We start from the raw sequence: 17,806 nt of genomic DNA on the forward strand, positions 1-17,806 counted from the left end.
AGGTCACCGGGCCCCGCGGGCTTCGAGGGTGCGAGGCGTCTCGACCGACGACAGGACCGCGTCGACGACCCGGGCGCCGGAGGCCTGCGTCATCCAGAGGTCGGGCTTGATGGTGATGCGGTGGGCGAGCACGGCCCGGGCGACGACCTTGACGTCCTCGGGCACGACGTAGTCGCGGCCCCGGATCGCGGCCCAGGCCCGCGCGGTGAGCACGAGCCCGAGGCTGCCGCGGGGCGAGGAGCCTGTGAGCACGTCGGGGTGCGAGCGGGTCGCCCCGACCAGATCGACGCAGTAGCGCGCGACCGAGTCGTCGACGGCGACCCTCTCGACGGCCGACTGGGCGGCGGCGAGGCCCCCGGCATCGGTCACCCGCTGGATGTCGACCTCCTCGCGCTGGCGGTCCAGCCGGCGCCGCAGGACGTCGTGCTCCTCACCAGCCGACGGATAGCCGAACGCGACCCGGAGCAGGAAGCGGTCCAGCTGGGCCTCGGGCAGCGGGTAGGTGCCTTCGTACTCGACCGGGTTGGCGGTCGCGAGGACGTGGAAGGGGCTGGGCAGCCGGTGGGTCTGGCCCTCGACCGTCACCTGCCCCTCCTGCATCGCCTCGAGGAGCGCGGCCTGCGTCTTCGGCGGGGTCCGGTTGATCTCGTCGGCGAGCAGGAGGCCCGCGAAGACCGGCCCGGGCCGGAAGTCGAACTCGCCGTTGCGCTGGTCGTAGACGTAGGACCCGGTGAGGTCGGCGGGGAGCAGGTCGGGGGTGAACTGGGCGCGCGAGAACTCCAGCCCGAGCGCGCCCGCGAACGACCGCGCGGCCAGGGTCTTGCCGAGGCCGGGGAAGTCCTCGAGCAGCACGTGGCCCTTGGCGAGGATGCCGGCGAGGACCAGCGTCAACGCCTCGCGCTTGCCGACGACGGCCCTGCCCACCTCGTCGAGGACCCGCTCGGCGAACCGGGCCACCTCCGCGGGGTCGGCCGGGACCTCCGGGGCGGTTGCGGTCGGGTCGTGGTCAGCGTCGGTCACGGGACTCCTCGATTCGGGTCAGGATGGTGTCGATGTCGGCGGGCCGGATGCGGTCGCGGCCGGCGAGCTCGCGCTGGATCTCGGCGGCGAGGTCCGGGTCGCGGCCCCTCGCCAGGGCGACCAGCCGCTCGGCCAGGGCCGCCGAGGGGTGGTCGGCGTGCTGGTGGCTGGACAGCACCCGCAGGTCGGAGGTGACCTGGTCGACGCGGTCGGAGCGTCGAGGGATCGGGTGCTGCCAGTGCGAGACCGGGGCCTCGGCGGTGTCGATCACGAGGTACGTCATCGCGATCACGACGACGGCCCAGACTGCGTACGGGAAGGGCCGGGGCTCGAAGTCGAGCCAGAGGGCGACGGCGTAGCCGATCGCGGCGAGGACCACCCCGCCGCCGACCCGGCCGCTCCAGCGGCTCGACAGCCGGCTCATCCGGGGTCCCCGAGGCGTTGTCGGGAGGAGCGAAGCGGGGGACGAGAACGTCGTGGGGTGGTCTTCATGCCCTCACCCCGAGGCTGCGCCGGATCGCGGCGAGGGCGTCCACCGCCTCCGCCCGGTGGCGCTCGGTGATCTCGTGCTCGCTGAACCTGGCCTCGCGGTAGAGCTCGGCGAGGCGCTGGACCGGTCCGCTGTCGGCGTCCGCGAGGTCGAGCAACCGCAGCGCGTACTCCGACGAGGTCTCGGCTGCGCGCCGCGGGACACCCGCGCGCTCGCCCTGGACCTCGAAGCGGTGCCAGGTGGCGACGATGGCGTTGCGGGCGTCACCGTCACGCAGCAGCGCGTCCTGCTCCTGCGCGTCCTCGACCACCGCCGCAGCCGCGAGCTCGGGCTCCTCCAGCGCGGTGAGCGCGAGATCGACCCGCTGCTCGCCGGCTCGTCGCGAGAGGGCCGCGCGCACGAGGAGGAACAGCAGCCCGAGCACGCCACCGACGACCACCACGATCAGGCCGATGAGGAAGGCGTAGATCAGCACCTTGACCCACCAGGGCGCCGGGTGGTCCTGCACGAGGTCGCGGTAGTCCCTGATGCTCGCGCCCGGTGGCTCGCAGTAGTTGCGCTCGTTGATGTCGTCGGGCACCCCGTAGGTGACCGTGCCGTCCGGGGCCGTCGTCTCCGGCAGCGGGATGCACGTCTCCGCCGTCGTCATGTCGGTCGCGGGGCGCGGACCCGGCCCGGTGAAGACCTGGTCGGGACCGATCAGCGTCGCCCACGCGACCAGCACCATGAAGAAGCTGGTGGCCGCCACTGCCACGACCGCGCGCGCAGCGGGTGACGTCGGTCCGAGCGCACGCATGGCGTGACCCTAGGTGAGTGGGCCACGCCATGCGAGGGGTGGTGCGTCAGTACGAGGGCTGGCTGGGGTCGATCTGGGTCACCCAGGCGACCACGCCGCCGCCGACGTGCACCGCGTCGGCGTACCCGGCTCCCTTGACGATCGCGAGCGTCTCCGCCGAGCGCACGCCCGACTTGCAGTGCATGACGACCTGCTTGTCGCTCGGCAGCTGCGAGAGCGCGTTGCCGTTGAGGAACTCGCCCTTCGGGATCAGCACTGCGCCGGGGATGTGGTTGATCTCGGCCTCGTTGGGCTCGCGGACGTCGACGAGCACGAAGTCGCGCTCCCCCGCCTCGCGCTCGCCGAGCATCTGCTCGAGCTGCTTGACCGAGATGGTCGAGCCGGCCGCGGCCTCGGCGGCCTCGTCGGAGACCGCGCCGCAGAAGGCGTCGTAGTCGATGAGCCCGGTGACGGTGGCGTTCTCCCCGCACAGCGCGCAGTTGGGGTCCTTGCGGACCTTGAGCTTGCGGTACTCCATCTCGAGGGCGTCGTAGATCATCAGCTTGCCGGCGATGGGGTCACCGATGCCGGTGAGCAGCTTGATGGCCTCGTTGACCTGGATCGAGCCGATCGACGCGCACAGCACGCCGAGGACGCCGCCCTCGGCGCAGCTCGGCACCATGCCCGGCGGGGGCGGCTCGGGGTAGAGGCAGCGGTAGCAGGGCAGGTCCTCGCCGAGCGACGGCGCGAAGACGCTGGCCTGGCCGTCGAAGCGGTAGATCGAGCCCCAGACGTAGGGGATCTCCAGGAAGTACGCCGCGTCGTTGACCATGTAACGCGTGGCGAAGTTGTCGGTGCCGTCGACGATGAGGTCGTAGCCCTCGAAGACCGACATCACGTTGTCGTTGTCGAGGCGCTCCTCGTGCAGGACGACCTGCACGTAGGGGTTGATCTCGGCGATCGACTCCTTCGCCGAGAGGCCCTTGGGCTTGTCGATGTCGCTGACGCCGTGGATCACCTGGCGCTGGAGGTTGGACTCGTCGACCGTGTCGAACTCGGCGATCCCGAGCGTGCCGACGCCGGCGGCGGCGAGGTAGAGGAGGGCGGGCGAGCCGAGACCGCCGGCGCCGATGACGAGCACCTTGGCGTTCTTCAGGCGCTTCTGCCCGCTCATCCCGACGTCCGGGATGATCAGGTGGCGGCTGTAGCGGCGCACCTCGTCGGTGGTGAGCTCGGCGGCCGGCTCGACGAGCGGCGGGAACGACACGGGGTGACTCCTTCGTGGACGACACGGTCTTGAGCTGGTCCTGTGACAACCAGTGGGACCCCATCCATGTTCCCGCCGCACCCAACGATCGTCGTACGACGTCCCGGCATCCGGACCGCAGGCACGCTTCGCCGCCCGGGTCCCTCGGCGCGTCCGGCGGGGCGGATAGGCTCGGCCCTCACTACTCAGCAGTACACCCAGCAGCAGGAGCACGACGTGACGCCCACCGGCACCACCGACACCGACACCCCGCGTCCGCGCGGCGGCCGGATGCCCCGGCGTGAGCGCCGCGCCCAGCTCCTCGAGTCGGCACTCGAGGTGTTCGTCGCGCAGGGCTACCACGCGGCGGCGATGGACGACATCGCCGAGCGCGCCGGCGTCTCCAAGCCCGTGCTCTACCAGCACTTCCCCGGCAAGCTCGACCTCTACCTCGCGCTGCTCGACACGTCGTGCGACCTGATCATCGACAACTGCCGGGCGGCACTGGCCTCGACGACCGACAACAAGGACCGCGTCGCCGCGACCATGCAGGTCTTCTACAGCTACGTCGCCTCCGAGGAGGGCGCGTTCCGGCTGGTCTTCGAGTCCGACCTCACCAGCGAGCCCGACGTACGCGAGCGCGTCGACCGGGTGACGACGGAGTGCGCGTCGATGATCGCGGACGTGATCCGCACCGACACGGGCCTGCCCGACGAGCCGTCGCAGCTGCTGGCGGTCTCGCTGGTGGGAATGGCCCAGGTGTCCGCGCGGTTCTGGCTCGCGGGCGGCGGCACCATCCCCCGGGAGGACGCCGCGACCCTGATCTCCGGTCTGGCGTGGCGCGGCATCCGCGGCTACCCGATGACCGACGACCACTGACACATCGCTTCACCCCCGTCACCCAGCACACCAACCCAGCAAGGGAGCATCACCGTGGAGGTCAAGATCGGCGTGCAGAACGCGCAGCGAGAGCTCGTGGTCGACACCGACAGCACGCCCGAGGACGTCGAGCAGCGCCTCACCGAGGCGATCGCCGGCAACGGTGTGCTGCGGCTCTCCGACGTCAAGGGCCGCACCGTCGTGGTGCCGGCCGACAAGATCGCCTACGTCGAGCTGGGCTCCCCCACCTCGAGCACCGTCGGCTTCCGCTGACACCGACCGCTGGCCCTGCCGTCGACGGATGCCCCGAAGGGGCTATTGACACGCTCACCCCTGTGGGCGCCCCGTAATTGCTCGCGCCCTGCGCGAGCGTCATGATGGGAGTGCCGGCACACCCTGCCGGCACTCAGGCCACGGAGGCTTCGTGGCAATGAAAGGTGGGGCAACCATGCTCTTGACCATCCTCTTCTACATCGTGGTCGGCGCCATCGTCGGTCTCCTCGGCAAGTTCGTCGCCCCCGGCGACAAGGACAACATCCCCCTCTGGCTCACGGTCGTGTGCGGCATCGGCGGCATGATCCTCGGAGGCGTCATCTACAGCGCCTTCGGCGGCGACGGCAGCGACGGGCTCGACTGGACCCAGGGCATCGTCGCGATCCTCACGGCCGCCGTGCTCGTCGTGATCGCCTCGACCCTCACCGGACGCAACAGCGGCAGCCGCACCCGCGTCTGACCCACCGCACCTCACGCACGAGGCCCCGCACCCGGTCCGGGTGCGGGGCCTCGTCACGTCGTACGTCCTGACCTAGGAGTCGAGCCCCAGCTCGGCCATCCGGGCCGCGTGCAGCTCGGTGAGCCGGCTGAACATCCTCCCGAGCGCAGCCAGGTCGAGACCGGGCCGGTCCACTCCCCCGGCCAGCAGCGCGGTGAGCGAGTCGCGGTCGCCGGCGACCCGCTGGGCCTGGGTGAGCGCCTCGCCCATCAGGCGGCGGCCCCAGAGGGCGAGCCGACCGCCGAGGCGGTGGTCCTCGGCGATGCCGGCGCGGACCCGCTCGACGATGAAGGCGGTCTGCCCGGAGTCCTCCAGCGAGCTGATGATCACCTCGCGGGTCTCGGGGTCGAGGTAGGCGGCGATCTCGCGGTAGAAGTCCGCGGCCAGCCCGTCGCCGACGTAGGCCTTGATCAGGCCCTCGTAGTAGTCCGACGGCGCCGTGTGGGCGTGGAAGCCGTCGAAGCTGGCCCGGAACGCCTGCATCGCCTCGGCCGGGTCGGCGCCGAGCTCGGCGAGCCGGCCGACGAGCTTCTGGAGGTGCGCGAACTCCGCCGTGGCCATCGCGCCGATCGCGATCTTGTCGTCGATCCCCGGAGCCATCTTGGCGTCCTCGACGAGCCGCTCGAACGCCGAGAGCTCGCCGTAGGCGATCGCCCCGAGGAGGTCGACTGCGGCGCGGCGGTAGTCCTCGTCGGGGGATTCAGTCATGTTCGCAGCCTAGCGATAGCATGATGTGGACCGAGCCCCGGTGAATGCTGCCGGTGGCCGCCTGTATGTGCGCGGTTGGCAGAGCCCCAGAGGGTCCTTTCGAGTGGCTGACCGCATACGCGTGGGACATCCGACTCTCCTCTGAGACCTCTTGAAAGCGACCTCCGTGACCACCTTCCGTGAATTGGGCGTGCACGCCCAGATCTGTGACGCGCTCGACCGCGCCGGCATCACCACCCCCTTCGCCATCCAGGAGATGACCCTCTCGGTCGCCCTCCTCGGCACCGACCTGATCGGCCAGGCCCGCACGGGCACCGGCAAGACCCTCGCCTTCGGCATCCCGGTGCTCCAGCGCAGCGTCGCGCCGAGCGACCCGGCCTACGCCGACATGCCGCAGGGCAAGCCGCAGGCCCTGATCGTCGCCCCGACCCGCGAGCTCGCGCTCCAGGTGTCGAGCGACCTCGCCCTCGCCAGCAAGGACCTGGGCCTCCGGGTCCTCACCGTCTACGGCGGCGTCGGCTACGACACCCAGCTGGAGGCCCTCGAGTCGGGCGTCGACATCGTCGTCGGCACCCCCGGTCGCCTCATCGACCTGGCCAACCGCCGCGCCCTCGACCTCTCGCACGTGCACGCGCTCGTGCTCGACGAGGCCGACGAGATGCTCGACCTCGGCTTCCTGCCCGACGTCATCACGCTGCTCTCCAAGACGCCCGAGACCCGCCAGACCATGCTGTTCTCGGCCACCATGCCGTCCGCGATCGTCGCGCTGGCCCGCACCCACATGCGGCACCCGATGAACATCCGTGCCGAGTCGTCCTACGACACCACCATGGTGCCGGCGACCGCCCAGTTCATCTACCAGGCCCACGACCTCGACAAGCCCGAGATCATCGGCCGCGTCCTGCAGGCCGAGGACGCCGAGAAGATGATCGTCTTCACCCGCACGAAGCGCCAGGCGCAGCGGATCGCCGAGGACCTGCAGGAGCGCGGCTTCAAGGCCTCGCCACTGCACGGCGACATGGCGCAGGTCGCGCGCGAGAAGGCCCTCGCCCGGTTCCGCGAGGACAAGATCCAGGTCCTCGTCTGCACCGACGTCGCAGCCCGCGGCATCGACGTGCGCGGCGTCTCCCACGTCATCAACTACACCTGCCCCGAGGACGACAAGACCTACGTCCACCGCATCGGCCGCACCGGCCGCGCGGGCGCCTCGGGCACCGCGATCACGTTCGTCGACTGGGCCGACCTGCACCGCTGGAAGATGATCAACAAGGCGCTCGACCTGCCGTTCGACTCGCCCGAGGAGACGTACTCGACGTCCCCGCACCTGTTCCACGACCAGGGCATCCCCGAGGGCACCAAGGGCCGCATCGTCGACCCGGCCCCGCCTGCCCCCAAGGCCGACCGCGCGCCGCGCGAGCGCTCCGGCGGTCGCTCCGGTGGCGGTCGCTCCGACTCGGGCCGCTCGGACTCGGGTCGCGCGGACTCCGGTCGCGCGGACTCGGGCTCGTCGGAGCAGTCCGGCGACGCCCCGCGCCGCCGCAACCGCAACCGTCGTCGGACCCGTGGCGGCTCGTCGGTCGAGGCGCCCAAGTCCTGACCGAGGGCTGAGCTACTTCTTCGTGCGAGCGGGCTTCCTCGTCGCCTTCTTCTTGGGGCGGGAGGCCCGCTCGACGAGGTTCTTGGCCACCTCGCGGTAGGCCTGGGCGCCCTTGCTGCTCCGGCTCGTCGACAGGATCGACCGGCCGGCGGCCGGTGCCTCGGCGAACTTGATCGTCTTGGGGATCGGCGGCTCGACGACCTCGAGGTCGTAGGTCTCGCTGATCGTCTCCAGCACCGTGCGCGCGTGGTTGGTGCGGCCGTCGTAGAGCGTCGGCAGCACGCCCCAGACCTCGAGGCCGCGGTTGGTGAAGCGGCGTACGTCGTGGACGGTGTCGAGCAGCTGCCCGACCCCGCGGTGCGACAGCGTCTCGCACTGCAGCGGCACGAGCACGCCGTCGGAGGCGGTGAGCGCGGCGACGGTGAGCACGCCGAGGGACGGCGGGCAGTCGAGCAGCACCCAGTCGTACGCCTCGTCGCCGAGGTCCTCGGCGAGCTGCTCCAGCGCCCCCTTGATGACGTGCTCGCGCCCCGTGCGGGTCAGCAGGTCGGCCTCGGCGCGGGCGAGCTCGATGGTCGCCGGGAGGAGGTCGACCCCGTCCTCGGTCTCGATGATGATCTCGGCGGGGTCCACCCCCTGGGTGAGCACGTGGTGCACCGACACCTCGAGGTCCTCCGGGTCGATCCCGAGCGAGAAGGTCAGGCAGGCCTGCGGGTCGAGGTCGACCAGCAGCACGCGGTGGCCGAGCTCGGCGAGCGCGGCGCCGATGGAGGCGACGGAGGTCGTCTTGGCGACGCCGCCCTTCTGGTTGGCGACGGCCAGGGTGACGGAAGCCGGGGTCTGGGTGCTCATCGGGGCCCATTGTGCAGGACGGGGTCGCGGTCGCAGCCGGTGTCCTGAAATGCTGGTCGCATGCCTACCGCCCTCATCACCGGCGCCACCGCCGGCATCGGACACGAGTACGCCGTCCAGCTGGCCGCTCGCGGCCACGACCTGGTCCTCGTCGCACGTGACACCGCGCGCCTCGACCAGGTCGCCGACGACCTGCGCCGCGCCCACCAGGTCGAGGTCGAGGTGCTGTCTGCCGACCTCACCGACCGCGCCGACCTCGCCCGCGTCGAGGCCCGCCTCGCCGACCACGACCGGCCGGTCGACCTGCTGGTCAACAACGCCGGCTTCGGGCTCAAGAAGCGCTTCCTCGACAACACCGCCGACGAGGAGACCGCGATGCTCGAGGTGCTCGTCACCGCGGTGCTGCGGCTCACCCACGCCTCCCTCGGCGCGATGGCCGAGCGCGGCCACGGCGGCATCATCAACGTCTCCAGCGTCGCCGCCTTCCTCCCCCGCGGCTCCTACTCCGCCGCCAAGGCCTGGGTGAACTCCTTCTCCGAGTGGGCCCACCTGGAGTACGGCCCTCGCGGCGTGAAGGTGATGGCACTGTGCCCGGGCTTCACCAAGACCGAGTTCCACGAGCGGATGCAGGTCAAGCGCGGCGACGGCTTCATGTGGCTCGACGTGGAGTTCCTGGTCCACACGTCGCTCGAGGACTTCGACAAGGGCCGTGCCTACTCGATCCCCGGCGCGCAGTACAAGACGATCGCCGTGCTGACCAAGGCCATCCCCAACCGGGTGCTCCGGCTGACCCAGTCGATGGGGCGCCGCTGAGCAGCAGGATCGCGCCCGCCCGCACCGACGACGCCGAGGCGCTGACCGACCTCCACCTCGACGTGTGGGAGGAGGCGTACGCCGACCTGGTGCCGGCGGACCTCCTCGCTGCTCGGCGAGCGGGTCGCGACGCTCGGATCGAGCGGTGGCGCAACATCGCCTCGGCCGGCTCCAGCTCCACCCTGCTGGCGTGGTCGGGTGATCGGCTCGTCGGCTTCTCGAGCACAAGCACCGGCCGGGACGACGACGTCGGTCTCCCACCGCTCGAGCTGATGGCGCTCTACGTCCGCGCGACGACGTACGGCACCGGCGTCGGGCCGGCCTTGCTCGACGCGGCGATCGGGGCGTCGGACGCCTACCTCTGGGTGCTCGACGGCAACGCCCGGGCCATCGCGTTCTACGAGCGGCAGGGCTTCAGGTTCGACGGGGTGACCAAGCCCGAGGACGTCGGGCTCGAGCGACGAATGGTGCGGCGCTCGGCCGAAACCCGCGCGACGTCCGTCTGACGTCCGGGCACCTCAGCGCAGCGACTCCAGCCATGGGTGATGGGGGTGGGCCAGCTCGAGCGCGTCCACCAGCCACGTGCGTGCGGCGTCGTCCAGCAGCGGTGCGCACGCGTGGAAGTCGGCCCGGTCCTGCGGCCGCAGCGCCCGCGCCTTGTGGAGCAGCTGCACCTCGGGCCTGAGGTAGCGGATGCCGTCGCGCTCCCAGAGGATGTCGGCCAGCGGCCGGCTGATCCGGGCGTCGCGCTTGAAGGTCCAGGTCGTCGGGGTCGTGTGCATCAGGATGACGTCGTACTCCCACGGCTCCGCGCCGCTCGGGCGCAGCCAGAGGTTCTCGCACTCGTCGGTGACCTCGTCGTCACCGTCGAGCAGCGGGCGGAGGGTTCCGCTGTGCGCCTCCCACACGTCGAGCCGACCGTCGAGGTGGCGTCGCAGGGCACCGACGTCCGAGCGCGGGATGCTGGGGTCGACGTCGCCGTGGGCGCGCGGCACTCCGGTGAACGCCTCGATGGCCCAGCCGCCGGCGATCCACCACGGCCGGTCGTAGCCCGCCAACAGCTCCGCCGCGTCCAGCGGCGTCCGCGCCGCCCACGGGCCGTAGAGCCGGACGATCTCGTCGTGGTCGAGCACGCGAGCAGGCTACGACCTCAGCCGAGGGTCGCGAGCCAGGCCTCCAGCTCGCGCGGGTGCGTGAAGAGCAGCACCTCCGGCCCGTCGGGCGAGGCGGCCCACTCCCGCATCCGCTGCCGCTTGCGGGCGAAGGACTGGAAGTGCCACACGATGATCGAGTCGCGGGCCACGACCTTGCGCCACGTCTCCACGTTGCCGTTGCACATCGGCTCCTTCGTGACCGCCCGGGTGACGGTCCGCCGCACGAGGCGCGCGAGCGAGAGCCAGCGCGGGTAGTCGAGCCCGACCACGAGGTCGACACGCGGCAGCACGACGTCGCGCCAGGCGCCGTACGCCGAGTCGAGCAGCCACCGCTCCCCCGCGACGATCTCGCCGATCACCTCGCGCTGCCGTTCGTCGGGGACCGGCACCCACCCGGGCAGCCAGGTCATCTCGTCGACGAGGGTCACCGGGTGGCCGGTGCGCTCGCCGATGGCGACGGCGGCGGTGCTCTTGCCGCTGCCCGTCACCCCGTAGACGAGGATCCGGTCGGGAAGGTTCACGAACGCGCCAGGGAGATCAGCCGCTCGTACTGCTCGGGGTCCGTGGTGTTGACCCCGAGGTCGTGGTCGACCTTGCCGAGGCCGTGGTGGTCGCTGCTGCCGGTGACGACGAGGTCGAGCTCGGCTGCGATGGCGCGGAGCCGGGTGCGCACCTCGGGCGGGTGGTCCTGGTGGTCGACCTCGATCCCGGCCAGCCCGAGGTCCTTGAGGCCGGAGAGGGCGGCGGCGTCGAGCACTGTCGCGCCCCGTCTGCCCCACGGATGCGCGATCACCGGAACCCCACCCGCGCCGACCACGAGCGGGATCGTGTCCTCGAGCCGAGGCGCGTAGCGGTTGACGTAGCCCGGCTGGCCCGGGCTGAGCAGCGTCGCGAAGGCCTCGGTGCGGTCCGCGACGACGCCGAGCCGCACCAGTGCGTCGGCCACGTGCGGTCGGCCGGCGGCGACGGAGCCGCCCGCCTCGCGGCGTACGTCCTCCTCGGTGATCTCGATCCCGTGCCCGCGAAGTCCGGACACGATCGCGGGCGTCCGCGAGGTGCGCCCGTCGAGCACCTTGTCCAGCTCGTCGGCGAGGGGCGCGTAGGCCGGATCGGGCAGGTACGCCAGCAGGTGCACGCCCCGATGGCGGAAGTTCGTCGAGATCTCGAGCCCGGGGACGAGGGTGATGCCGACCTCGTCGGCCGACTGCTGCGCCTCGGCCCAGCCCGACATCGCGTCGTGGTCGGTCAGCGCGACGACGTCGAGCCCGGCGGCCGCCGCCTCCCGCAGGAGCTGGGCGGGGGTGTCGGTGCCGTCGCTGGCGGAGCTGTGCGTGTGGAGGTCGATCCGCACGTCAGGAGTTCCACTTCAGCAGCACCGGGGTCTCCCGCTCGAAGCCCAGCACCGACACGGTGGAGGTGTCGAGGCGGAAGAACCGGCCCTCGTCGGCCGGCTGCTCGAGCCAGCGCGCGGTGAGGACCCGCAGCGAGTGGCCGTGGGCGAAGACCAGGGTCCTGTCGTGCTCGCGCGCCCGATCGACGATCCGGTCCAGGCGCGCGGACACCTCGTCGGCGGTCTCTCCGCCGGGCGACTCATGTGTCCAGACGGACCAGCCCGGCACGGTCTCGCGGATCTCGTCGGTGGTGATGCCCTCGTAGTCGCCGTAGGCCCACTCGGCCAGGTCGTCGTCGACCACCGCGTCGGGAAAGCCCGCCAGCTCGGCCGTACGACGCGCGCGCTGGCGCGGGCTCGTCAGCACCAGGTCGAACGACACCTCGGCCAGCCGCGGCGCCAGCGAGGTGGCCGTCTCCTCGCCGACGTCGGTGAGGGGGAGGTCGGTGGTGGAGGTGTGCCGGCCGTCGCGGCTCCACTCGGTCTCGCCGTGCCGGACGATCCACAGCTCGCGATGCACTCCGGAGACCATGCCCGCGAGTCTGCCACGGGCGGACCGGTGGCCTGCCACGATGCTCGGCATGAGTGCAGATGTGAGCACGGGCCTGCACCGGGCACGGCTGGCGATCGCGGCGGCGTTCCTCACCCAGGGCCTGGTCTTCATCAGCCTCACCACCCGCCTCCCCCGCATCCAGGACCGGTGGGACCTCGGCGAGCTCGCCCTCTCCGGCGTGCTGCTGATGATGGTGCTGCTGGCCGGAGCCGGCTCCCTCGTGGCCGAGCGCCTCGCGCCGCGGCTCGACAGCGCGGTCGTGCTGCGCGCCGGGCTGCTGGTGGTCGCGGGGTCGGTGGCCGTCGCGATCCTCGCCCCGACGACGGTGGTCTTCGTCCTCGGCCTGGCGGCGTACGGCGTCGGGCTGGGGCTGGTCGACGCGACGGGCAACATGCAGGCCGTCGCGCTCGAGCACCGGATCGGCCGGGTCGTGCTGCCGTCGTGCCACGGCGCATGGACGCTGGGCGGGGTCATCGGCGCGGTCCTCACCCTCGTCACCACGGACGTCCCGTGGTCGGCGATCGCGCTCGTCGCGGTGCTCCCGCTGCTCGCGGCGGGTGCGCCCTACCTCGCCCGCGACCACGGCGAGGCGGCCACGGCGACCGAGACCGACGTGCCGTGGCGGGCGATCGTGATGGTCGGCCTGGCGCTCGTCGTGTTCTACACGGTCGACACCGCGGCGGCGACCTGGGGACCGGTCTACCTCGACGACGTCTTCGCCGCCCCCGAGGAGCTGGTCGCCCTGGCGACGCTCCCCTACCTCGTGGCGAGCGGCCTGGTGCGGCTCGTGGGCGACGGCCTCACCGAGCGCGTCGGTGCCGTGCGGCTGCTGCGGGTCGGCGCCCTCGTCGCCTTCGTGTCCCTGGCGGTGATCGTCGCGGCGCCGTCGTGGCCGGTCGCGGTCCTCGGCTTCACGCTGCTCGGCTGCGGGGTCGCTGTCGTCGCCCCGCTGAGCTTCTCGGCGGCCGCCGCGCTCGCCGGCCGGGACGCGGATCCCGCCACCCGTCAGGCACGGGTGGACGCGGTGGTCGCGCGGTTCAACCAGTTCAACTACGCCGGTGCGCTGCTCGGCGCGGTGATGACGGGAGCGGTCGGCGCGAGCTCGCTGCGCATCGGCTTCGCCGTCCCGCTGGTGCTGGTGCTCGCCCTGTTCTGGCTGGCGAAGGCCTTCGCGCCGGCGGACGAGCTGTCCGCCGGCGCGCCTGCCCGGACGGGGCAGTAGGCCTCAGGCGCCGCCGCCACCGGCCTTGCGGCGGTGCATCGGCTTGGCGACGTTCTTGTCGTTGACCTCCGAGCCGTGCGCCTTCTCGCGCGAGTCGGCGCTGTCGTCGGGGTGGTGATGACCCTTCTTGCGATCGAGGGCCTCCCGCATCTTCGCCTTGAGGTCTGCGTTGGGGTCCTGGTCAGCCATGGGTCCTCCATCCGAAGCGGATCTGCTTGCCCCGCCACCCTGCCAAACCCGTCAAGCCGGGTCGAGGGTATTTATCGCCGCAGCACGTCGATGCGCCCGGCGAGCTTGCCCAACATCCGGAAGACGTGCCAGCGGCAGTCGCCCACCATCACGTCGTAGGCCGCGTCACCGAACTCGCCGCGGTAGCGCTCGGGATCGCGCAGCAGCCGCGCGAGGTGCAGCAGCGAGCGCGCCGCCTGGCCGTCCTGCTCCTGCGACCACTCGCCCCACTCGCTGGAGAGGTCGATCGTCTCGACGACCTCGAGACCGGACCCGGCGATCGCGTCGTCGAGCACGCGCGGGTCGGCCGAGGTCGGCACGACGCCCATCACGTCGAACAGCTGGTCGGCCTCCTCCGGGGCGAGCAGGTCGGTGGCGACCGTCGTGTAGCCGACGACGTACGCCCCGGGGCGCAGCACGCGCGCGTACTCGAGCATCGCCTCCGCCGGGTCCTCGACGTGCTCCATCACGTCGCGGCACCAGACCAGGTCGATCGAGGAGTCGGGCGCCGGGATGCGGGTCGCGGTGCCGCGCTCGAAGGAGACCCGCGAGGCGATGTCCGGCGCCTCCGACCGGCGCGACTCACGGGCCAGGTCGAGGTGTCGCTGGACGGGGTCGATGCCGAGCACGCGGAAGCCGAAGTGGGTCGCGAGCCGGAAGGCGTGCGCGCCCTCGCCGCAGCCCACGTCGACCACCCGGCTGTCGGGCGGCAGGTCGAGCTCGCGCACCACCTGGAGCAGCACCGACGGGCCGCGCGGCGACAGGCTCTCGTCGAGCCGCTCTCCGAACGCCTCCTCGATGCGCGGGTAGCGGTCGTAGAAGAAGTCACGGTCCCAGGCCACGGGGCGAGTCTGCCCTGCCGGGATCAGCACTGAGTAGGGTCGCCGCCATGGCCCGCCGCGCGTTCCTCCACGTCGGGACCGCGAAGTCGGGGACCAGCTTCCTCCAGGACCTGTGGTGGCAGCACCGCGACGCGCTGCGCGACCGGGGGCTGCTGCTGCCCGGTCGCCGGCGCCGCGACCATTTCACCGCGGCCGCGCTCGTCAAGGGCATGAGCGCCGTCGTCGACGACCTGGGCGAGCGCGACCGCGACGTGTGGGACCGGATCGTCGAGGAGACGAGCGCGTGGCCGGGCGACGTCCTCGTCAGCAACGAGCACTTCGCCGACTCCCCGGCCGCCGCAGCGCGGGCGGCGCTCGCCGACCTGGGGTCCGCCGCCGACGAGGTGCACGTGCTCGTCACGGCGCGCGACCTCGGGCGGGTGCTCCCATCGGCGTGGCAGCAGCGGGTCAAGATGGGCGCCCGGATGCCCTACCGCAAGTTCCTCGGCAGCGTGCGGCGCGAGGACGGCGACCAGAAGTTCTGGCGCTACCAGGATGTCCCCGGCATCCTCGACGTCTGGTCCGCCGGCCTTCCCGGCGAGCGCGTGCACGTGGTCGTCGTACCCGCTCCGGGGGCGCCGCGCGACGAGCTCTGGGTGCGTACGGCGTCGGTGCTCGGCCTCGACGTCGCCGGTCTCGACACCGCTGCCCGGAGGCCCAACGACTCCCTCGGCGTGGTCGAGGCCGAGCTGCTCCGTCGGGTCAACGACGCCGTCCCCCGCGACCGTCGCACGCTGGCCTACTCACGCCACGTCAAGGGCTCGTTCGTGCCGACGGCGCTCGTGGGCAGCGCCCCGCGTGACTCCTTCGCCGTGCCCGACAACCACGTCGCGTGGGTCGAGGAGTCCGCCGCGAGCGTCGTTGCCACGCTGCGCGCGAGCCCGTACGACGTGGTGGGCGACCTCGACGACCTGCTCCCGGCGCTGGCCCCCGACGGCCGGACTCCCGACCAGGTCAGCGAGGCCGAGCTGATGGCCGCTGCCGGCACCGTGCTGGAGCGGCTGGGCCTGCCAGCCGCGAGCGACCTCGGCGCGGCGCTCGACGCCCTCGCCGAGCACCTGCTCAGCGCGGGATGAGCGCCCAGTAGTCGAGGTCGAGCAGCACGCCGTCGGCGTACGTCCCGTCCTCCGAGCGCAGGGTCATGGACTCGTCCCGGCCCCGGGTCGCGACGAGCCGGAGCCGGAGCGCGCCGACACCGGGCGCCTCGAGCGTCGCCGTGTCCAGCACCTCGGACCATGCGTGGACGGTGTCGTCGGCGAAGGCCGGCGCGACGTGCGCGCCGGCGTTGATCGCGGCGACGAGCTGGGCGTTGGCCAGGCCGTTGAACGACAGCGCGCGGGCCAGCGAGATCACGTGGCCGCCGTAGACGAGCCGCCGACCGTCGGGGCGCGCGTCGGTGGTGAAGTGCACCTTGGCGGTGTTCTGCCACAGCCGCGTCGCCATCATGTGCTCGGCATCGGTGAGGGTCACGCCGTCGACGTGGTCGATGCGCTCCCCCACCTCGTAGTCGCCGAGCCGGTGCGGGGAGCCGGCGGCAACATCGTCGTACGACGAGAAGTCGAGGCCGGCGGGCACGACCAGGTCGGCTGCCTCGACGGCGGGCGCCAGGTCGGGCACCACCGTGGTGGGCGCCGGCGACTCCGTCGAGCGCTTGTGCACCATCACCCAGCGCGCCCAGTCGATCGCGACCTCGCCGCGCTGGTTCGTCGCCGTGGATCGCACCCACACCACGCCGGTGCGACCGTTGGAGTTCTCCTTCAGCCCGATGACCTCCGAGCGGGTGCGCAGGGTGTCGCCCGGCACGACCGGGACGTGGAAGCGGCACTCGGCGTAGCCCAGGTTGGCGACGGCGTTGAGCGAGACGTCCGGCACGGTCTTGCCGAAGGCGACGTGGAAGCCGACCAGCTCCTCGACCGGGTGCCCTCGCTCCTGGTCTGCCAGGCCGACCGACGCGGCGAACTCCGCCGACGACGGGACCGCGAAGCGGGTCGGGTAGATCGCACCGTAGAGCGCCCGGTCGCCCTCGGTGACCGTGCGGGGCGTGGCGTGGTCGATGACCTGCCCGACGGTGAAGTCCTCGAAGAAGTTGCCGGGGTTCGTCTTCATGCGGGCCATCGTGCCGCAGCACGCCGCCCGACGGGCGCTACGGGCCCCGTGGACTCAGTCACACGACGAGGCGTCACGGCTCGTAGGGGTAGGCGCGGATCACGTCACCGGAGAGCCTGGTCTTGAGGTAGCCGCCCTCGTTGAACTTGTTGCCGATGTAGATGTTGACGCTGGGCACGTCGCCGATCCAGGAGTTGACCAGCACGTGGGTGAGCCTGCCGCGCTCGACGTCCAGCGTCGCGCGGGCCGTGTCGATGTTGGCGAACATCCGGCGCACGTCGACCTTGCCGAGGTCGATGACCTCGCCCGGACCGGTCACCGCCGACGCCTCGGTGTCCTGGCGCCACTCGCCGGTCCACGACCACCGCTCCATCCGCGGCCGGGACCCGCGCACCGGCACTTGGACGCCCACGCGCTCGGGGTAGAACCCGGCCTCGTAGACCTCCAGCGTGCCGAACTGCTTCTCGTAGGCCCGCAGGAACGCGCGCACCTGCGGCGCCGTCATCTCGAACGACGGGGCGGGCGGGTCCTCGAACATGATCTCGGGATCGGCGAGCTCGGACTCGAAGACGCCGTCGGTTCCGAAGCCCGAGTCGGACGACTGACCGCCCATCGACGCGAACATCGTCACCACGACCGCACCGATGACGAGGGCGACGGCCACGATGCCGAGCACGACGAAGCTGCCGGCGATGCGCGGGAGCACGGTGGTGGCGAACGACGGAGCCGGGCTCGGAACATCCACCGTGGGCCGTACGACGGCGCCCGGCGGCTGCTGCAGGTCGCGGGTCAGCGTCTCGAGCTCGTCGAGCGTCTCGGCCGACAGCGCCCGACCCACGCGCAGCTCGCGGTCGGCGGAGTTGAGCTGCCCGTCGACGTAGGCCGCCTCGATCAGCTCGACGAAGCGGTCGCGGTCCGCATCCTTGGCGCGGAATCCCCTCATGACGAGGAGTCTAGGATCTCTCAGTCGGTCGTGCTGAAGGCTGCGTCGAAGGCGGCGTCGGGGGCGTCGAACGCGAGGCGGCGCACGAACTCCAACGCCTCGGGCGCACCCAGGAGCCGGTCCATCCCGGCGTCCTCCCACTCCACCGAGATCGGGCCGTCGTAACCGATCGTGTTG

General features: G+C 71.9%; 22 protein-coding genes. 8 read left to right on the forward strand and 14 right to left on the reverse strand.

Translation table 11 applies throughout. From position 1 onward, the window contains the following. Nucleotides 1-3: 3 nt before the first annotated feature. From JI751_RS20595 to moeZ, 4 genes are all read right to left on the reverse strand, one after another. Nucleotides 4-1,020 carry an AAA family ATPase gene (locus tag JI751_RS20595; protein ID WP_201940741.1) on the reverse strand — a complete coding sequence of 339 codons (1,017 nt, stop codon included), beginning with the start codon at nt 1,018-1,020 and terminating at the stop codon, nt 4-6. Continuing rightward, nucleotides 1,007-1,444, reverse strand: a complete 438-nt coding sequence (locus JI751_RS20600; protein WP_201940744.1) for a hypothetical protein — start codon at nt 1,442-1,444, stop codon at nt 1,007-1,009. Before JI751_RS20600 ends, JI751_RS20595 begins: the two co-directional genes overlap by 14 nt. Nucleotides 1,445-1,508: 64 nt before the next feature. Then, the gene (locus JI751_RS20605) at nt 1,509-2,306 is read right to left on the reverse strand and encodes a DUF4129 domain-containing protein (RefSeq protein ID WP_201940746.1); all 798 of its coding nucleotides are present in this window, start codon (nt 2,304-2,306) and stop codon (nt 1,509-1,511) included. 46 nt (nt 2,307-2,352) lie between these two features. Then, nucleotides 2,353-3,552 (reverse strand): adenylyltransferase/sulfurtransferase MoeZ, encoded by a 1,200-nt coding sequence (gene moeZ / locus JI751_RS20610; protein WP_201940748.1) that lies wholly within the window; start codon nt 3,550-3,552, stop codon nt 2,353-2,355. 66 nt (nt 3,553-3,618) lie between these two features. Between moeZ and JI751_RS20615 the strand changes: the two genes are divergently transcribed. The 3 genes from JI751_RS20615 (at nt 3,619) to JI751_RS20625 (ending at nt 5,143) form a co-directional block, all read left to right on the forward strand. Beyond that, nucleotides 3,619-4,410: a TetR/AcrR family transcriptional regulator gene (locus JI751_RS20615; protein ID WP_236666640.1), complete on the forward strand. Its 792-nt coding sequence runs from the start codon at nt 3,619-3,621 to the stop codon at nt 4,408-4,410. A gap of 54 nt (nt 4,411-4,464) precedes the next feature. Next, complete coding sequence (locus JI751_RS20620; RefSeq protein WP_201940749.1) at nt 4,465-4,683, forward strand: DUF3107 domain-containing protein; 219 nt, start codon at nt 4,465-4,467, stop codon at nt 4,681-4,683. A 175-nt stretch (nt 4,684-4,858) separates the two neighbouring features. After that, nucleotides 4,859-5,143, forward strand: coding sequence for a GlsB/YeaQ/YmgE family stress response membrane protein (locus JI751_RS20625; RefSeq protein ID WP_201940752.1), 285 nt, complete (start codon nt 4,859-4,861; stop codon nt 5,141-5,143). Between the two features lie 72 nt (nt 5,144-5,215). Here JI751_RS20625 and JI751_RS20630 read toward each other — a convergent pair whose 3' ends face one another. Beyond that, nucleotides 5,216-5,890: a ferritin-like fold-containing protein gene (locus JI751_RS20630; RefSeq protein ID WP_201940754.1), complete on the reverse strand. Its 675-nt coding sequence runs from the start codon at nt 5,888-5,890 to the stop codon at nt 5,216-5,218. A gap of 166 nt (nt 5,891-6,056) precedes the next feature. Here JI751_RS20630 and JI751_RS20635 point away from each other — a divergent pair, with 166 nt between their 5' ends. Then, nucleotides 6,057-7,487: a DEAD/DEAH box helicase gene (locus JI751_RS20635; protein ID WP_372440624.1), complete on the forward strand. Its 1,431-nt coding sequence runs from the start codon at nt 6,057-6,059 to the stop codon at nt 7,485-7,487. A 12-nt stretch (nt 7,488-7,499) separates the two neighbouring features. Here JI751_RS20635 and JI751_RS20640 read toward each other — a convergent pair whose 3' ends face one another. Further along, on the reverse strand, nt 7,500-8,339 hold the full coding sequence (locus tag JI751_RS20640) for a ParA family protein (RefSeq protein WP_201940756.1): 840 nt from the start codon (nt 8,337-8,339) through the stop codon (nt 7,500-7,502). 60 nt (nt 8,340-8,399) lie between these two features. Between JI751_RS20640 and JI751_RS20645 the strand changes: the two genes are divergently transcribed. Then, nucleotides 8,400-9,152, forward strand: coding sequence for an SDR family NAD(P)-dependent oxidoreductase (locus tag JI751_RS20645; protein ID WP_201940758.1), 753 nt, complete (start codon nt 8,400-8,402; stop codon nt 9,150-9,152). Between the two features lie 89 nt (nt 9,153-9,241). Beyond that, the gene (locus tag JI751_RS21315; RefSeq protein ID WP_372440625.1) at nt 9,242-9,658 is read left to right on the forward strand and encodes a GNAT family N-acetyltransferase; all 417 of its coding nucleotides are present in this window, start codon (nt 9,242-9,244) and stop codon (nt 9,656-9,658) included. A 12-nt stretch (nt 9,659-9,670) separates the two neighbouring features. Here JI751_RS21315 and JI751_RS20655 read toward each other — a convergent pair whose 3' ends face one another. The 4 genes from JI751_RS20655 to JI751_RS20670 are packed head-to-tail and all read right to left on the reverse strand — an operon-like array spanning nt 9,671 to nt 12,228. Then, complete coding sequence (locus tag JI751_RS20655) at nt 9,671-10,285, reverse strand: hypothetical protein (RefSeq protein WP_307814433.1); 615 nt, start codon at nt 10,283-10,285, stop codon at nt 9,671-9,673. Nucleotides 10,286-10,302: 17 nt separating this feature from the next. Then, nucleotides 10,303-10,827, reverse strand: coding sequence for a P-loop NTPase family protein (locus JI751_RS20660; protein WP_201940760.1), 525 nt, complete (start codon nt 10,825-10,827; stop codon nt 10,303-10,305). Further along, nucleotides 10,824-11,657 (reverse strand): PHP domain-containing protein, encoded by an 834-nt coding sequence (locus JI751_RS20665; RefSeq protein WP_201940762.1) that lies wholly within the window; start codon nt 11,655-11,657, stop codon nt 10,824-10,826. Before JI751_RS20665 ends, JI751_RS20660 begins: the two co-directional genes overlap by 4 nt. Before the next feature lies 1 nt (nt 11,658). Then, nucleotides 11,659-12,228 carry a histidine phosphatase family protein gene (locus tag JI751_RS20670; RefSeq protein ID WP_201940764.1) on the reverse strand — a complete coding sequence of 190 codons (570 nt, stop codon included), beginning with the start codon at nt 12,226-12,228 and terminating at the stop codon, nt 11,659-11,661. A gap of 49 nt (nt 12,229-12,277) precedes the next feature. Between JI751_RS20670 and JI751_RS20675 the strand changes: the two genes are divergently transcribed. Next, entirely contained in the window at nt 12,278-13,471 is a 1,194-nt protein-coding gene (locus JI751_RS20675; protein WP_201940766.1) for an MFS transporter, read from the forward strand. 3 nt (nt 13,472-13,474) lie between these two features. Here JI751_RS20675 and JI751_RS20680 read toward each other — a convergent pair whose 3' ends face one another. Both JI751_RS20680 and JI751_RS20685 read right to left on the reverse strand, forming a co-directional pair. After that, nucleotides 13,475-13,660 carry a DUF5302 domain-containing protein gene (locus JI751_RS20680; protein ID WP_201940768.1) on the reverse strand — a complete coding sequence of 62 codons (186 nt, stop codon included), beginning with the start codon at nt 13,658-13,660 and terminating at the stop codon, nt 13,475-13,477. Nucleotides 13,661-13,731: 71 nt separating this feature from the next. After that, complete coding sequence (locus JI751_RS20685; protein ID WP_201940770.1) at nt 13,732-14,541, reverse strand: class I SAM-dependent methyltransferase; 810 nt, start codon at nt 14,539-14,541, stop codon at nt 13,732-13,734. Nucleotides 14,542-14,588: 47 nt separating this feature from the next. On the opposite strand from JI751_RS20685, the gene JI751_RS20690 reads away from it, so the two are divergent. Then, on the forward strand, nt 14,589-15,656 hold the full coding sequence (locus JI751_RS20690) for a hypothetical protein (protein ID WP_201940771.1): 1,068 nt from the start codon (nt 14,589-14,591) through the stop codon (nt 15,654-15,656). On the opposite strand, the gene JI751_RS20695 is transcribed toward JI751_RS20690, so the two are convergent. Then, nucleotides 15,643-16,686, reverse strand: coding sequence for a MaoC family dehydratase (locus JI751_RS20695; protein ID WP_236666641.1), 1,044 nt, complete (start codon nt 16,684-16,686; stop codon nt 15,643-15,645). The genes JI751_RS20690 and JI751_RS20695 overlap by 14 nt on opposite strands. 73 nt (nt 16,687-16,759) lie before the next feature. Further along, the gene (locus JI751_RS20700) at nt 16,760-17,629 is read right to left on the reverse strand and encodes a DUF1707 SHOCT-like domain-containing protein (RefSeq protein WP_201940774.1); all 870 of its coding nucleotides are present in this window, start codon (nt 17,627-17,629) and stop codon (nt 16,760-16,762) included. Nucleotides 17,630-17,806 lie beyond the last annotated feature (177 nt).

The organism is Nocardioides baculatus, from assembly GCF_016735675.1.
GTDB classification, from domain to species: domain Bacteria; phylum Actinomycetota; class Actinomycetes; order Propionibacteriales; family Nocardioidaceae; genus Nocardioides; species Nocardioides baculatus.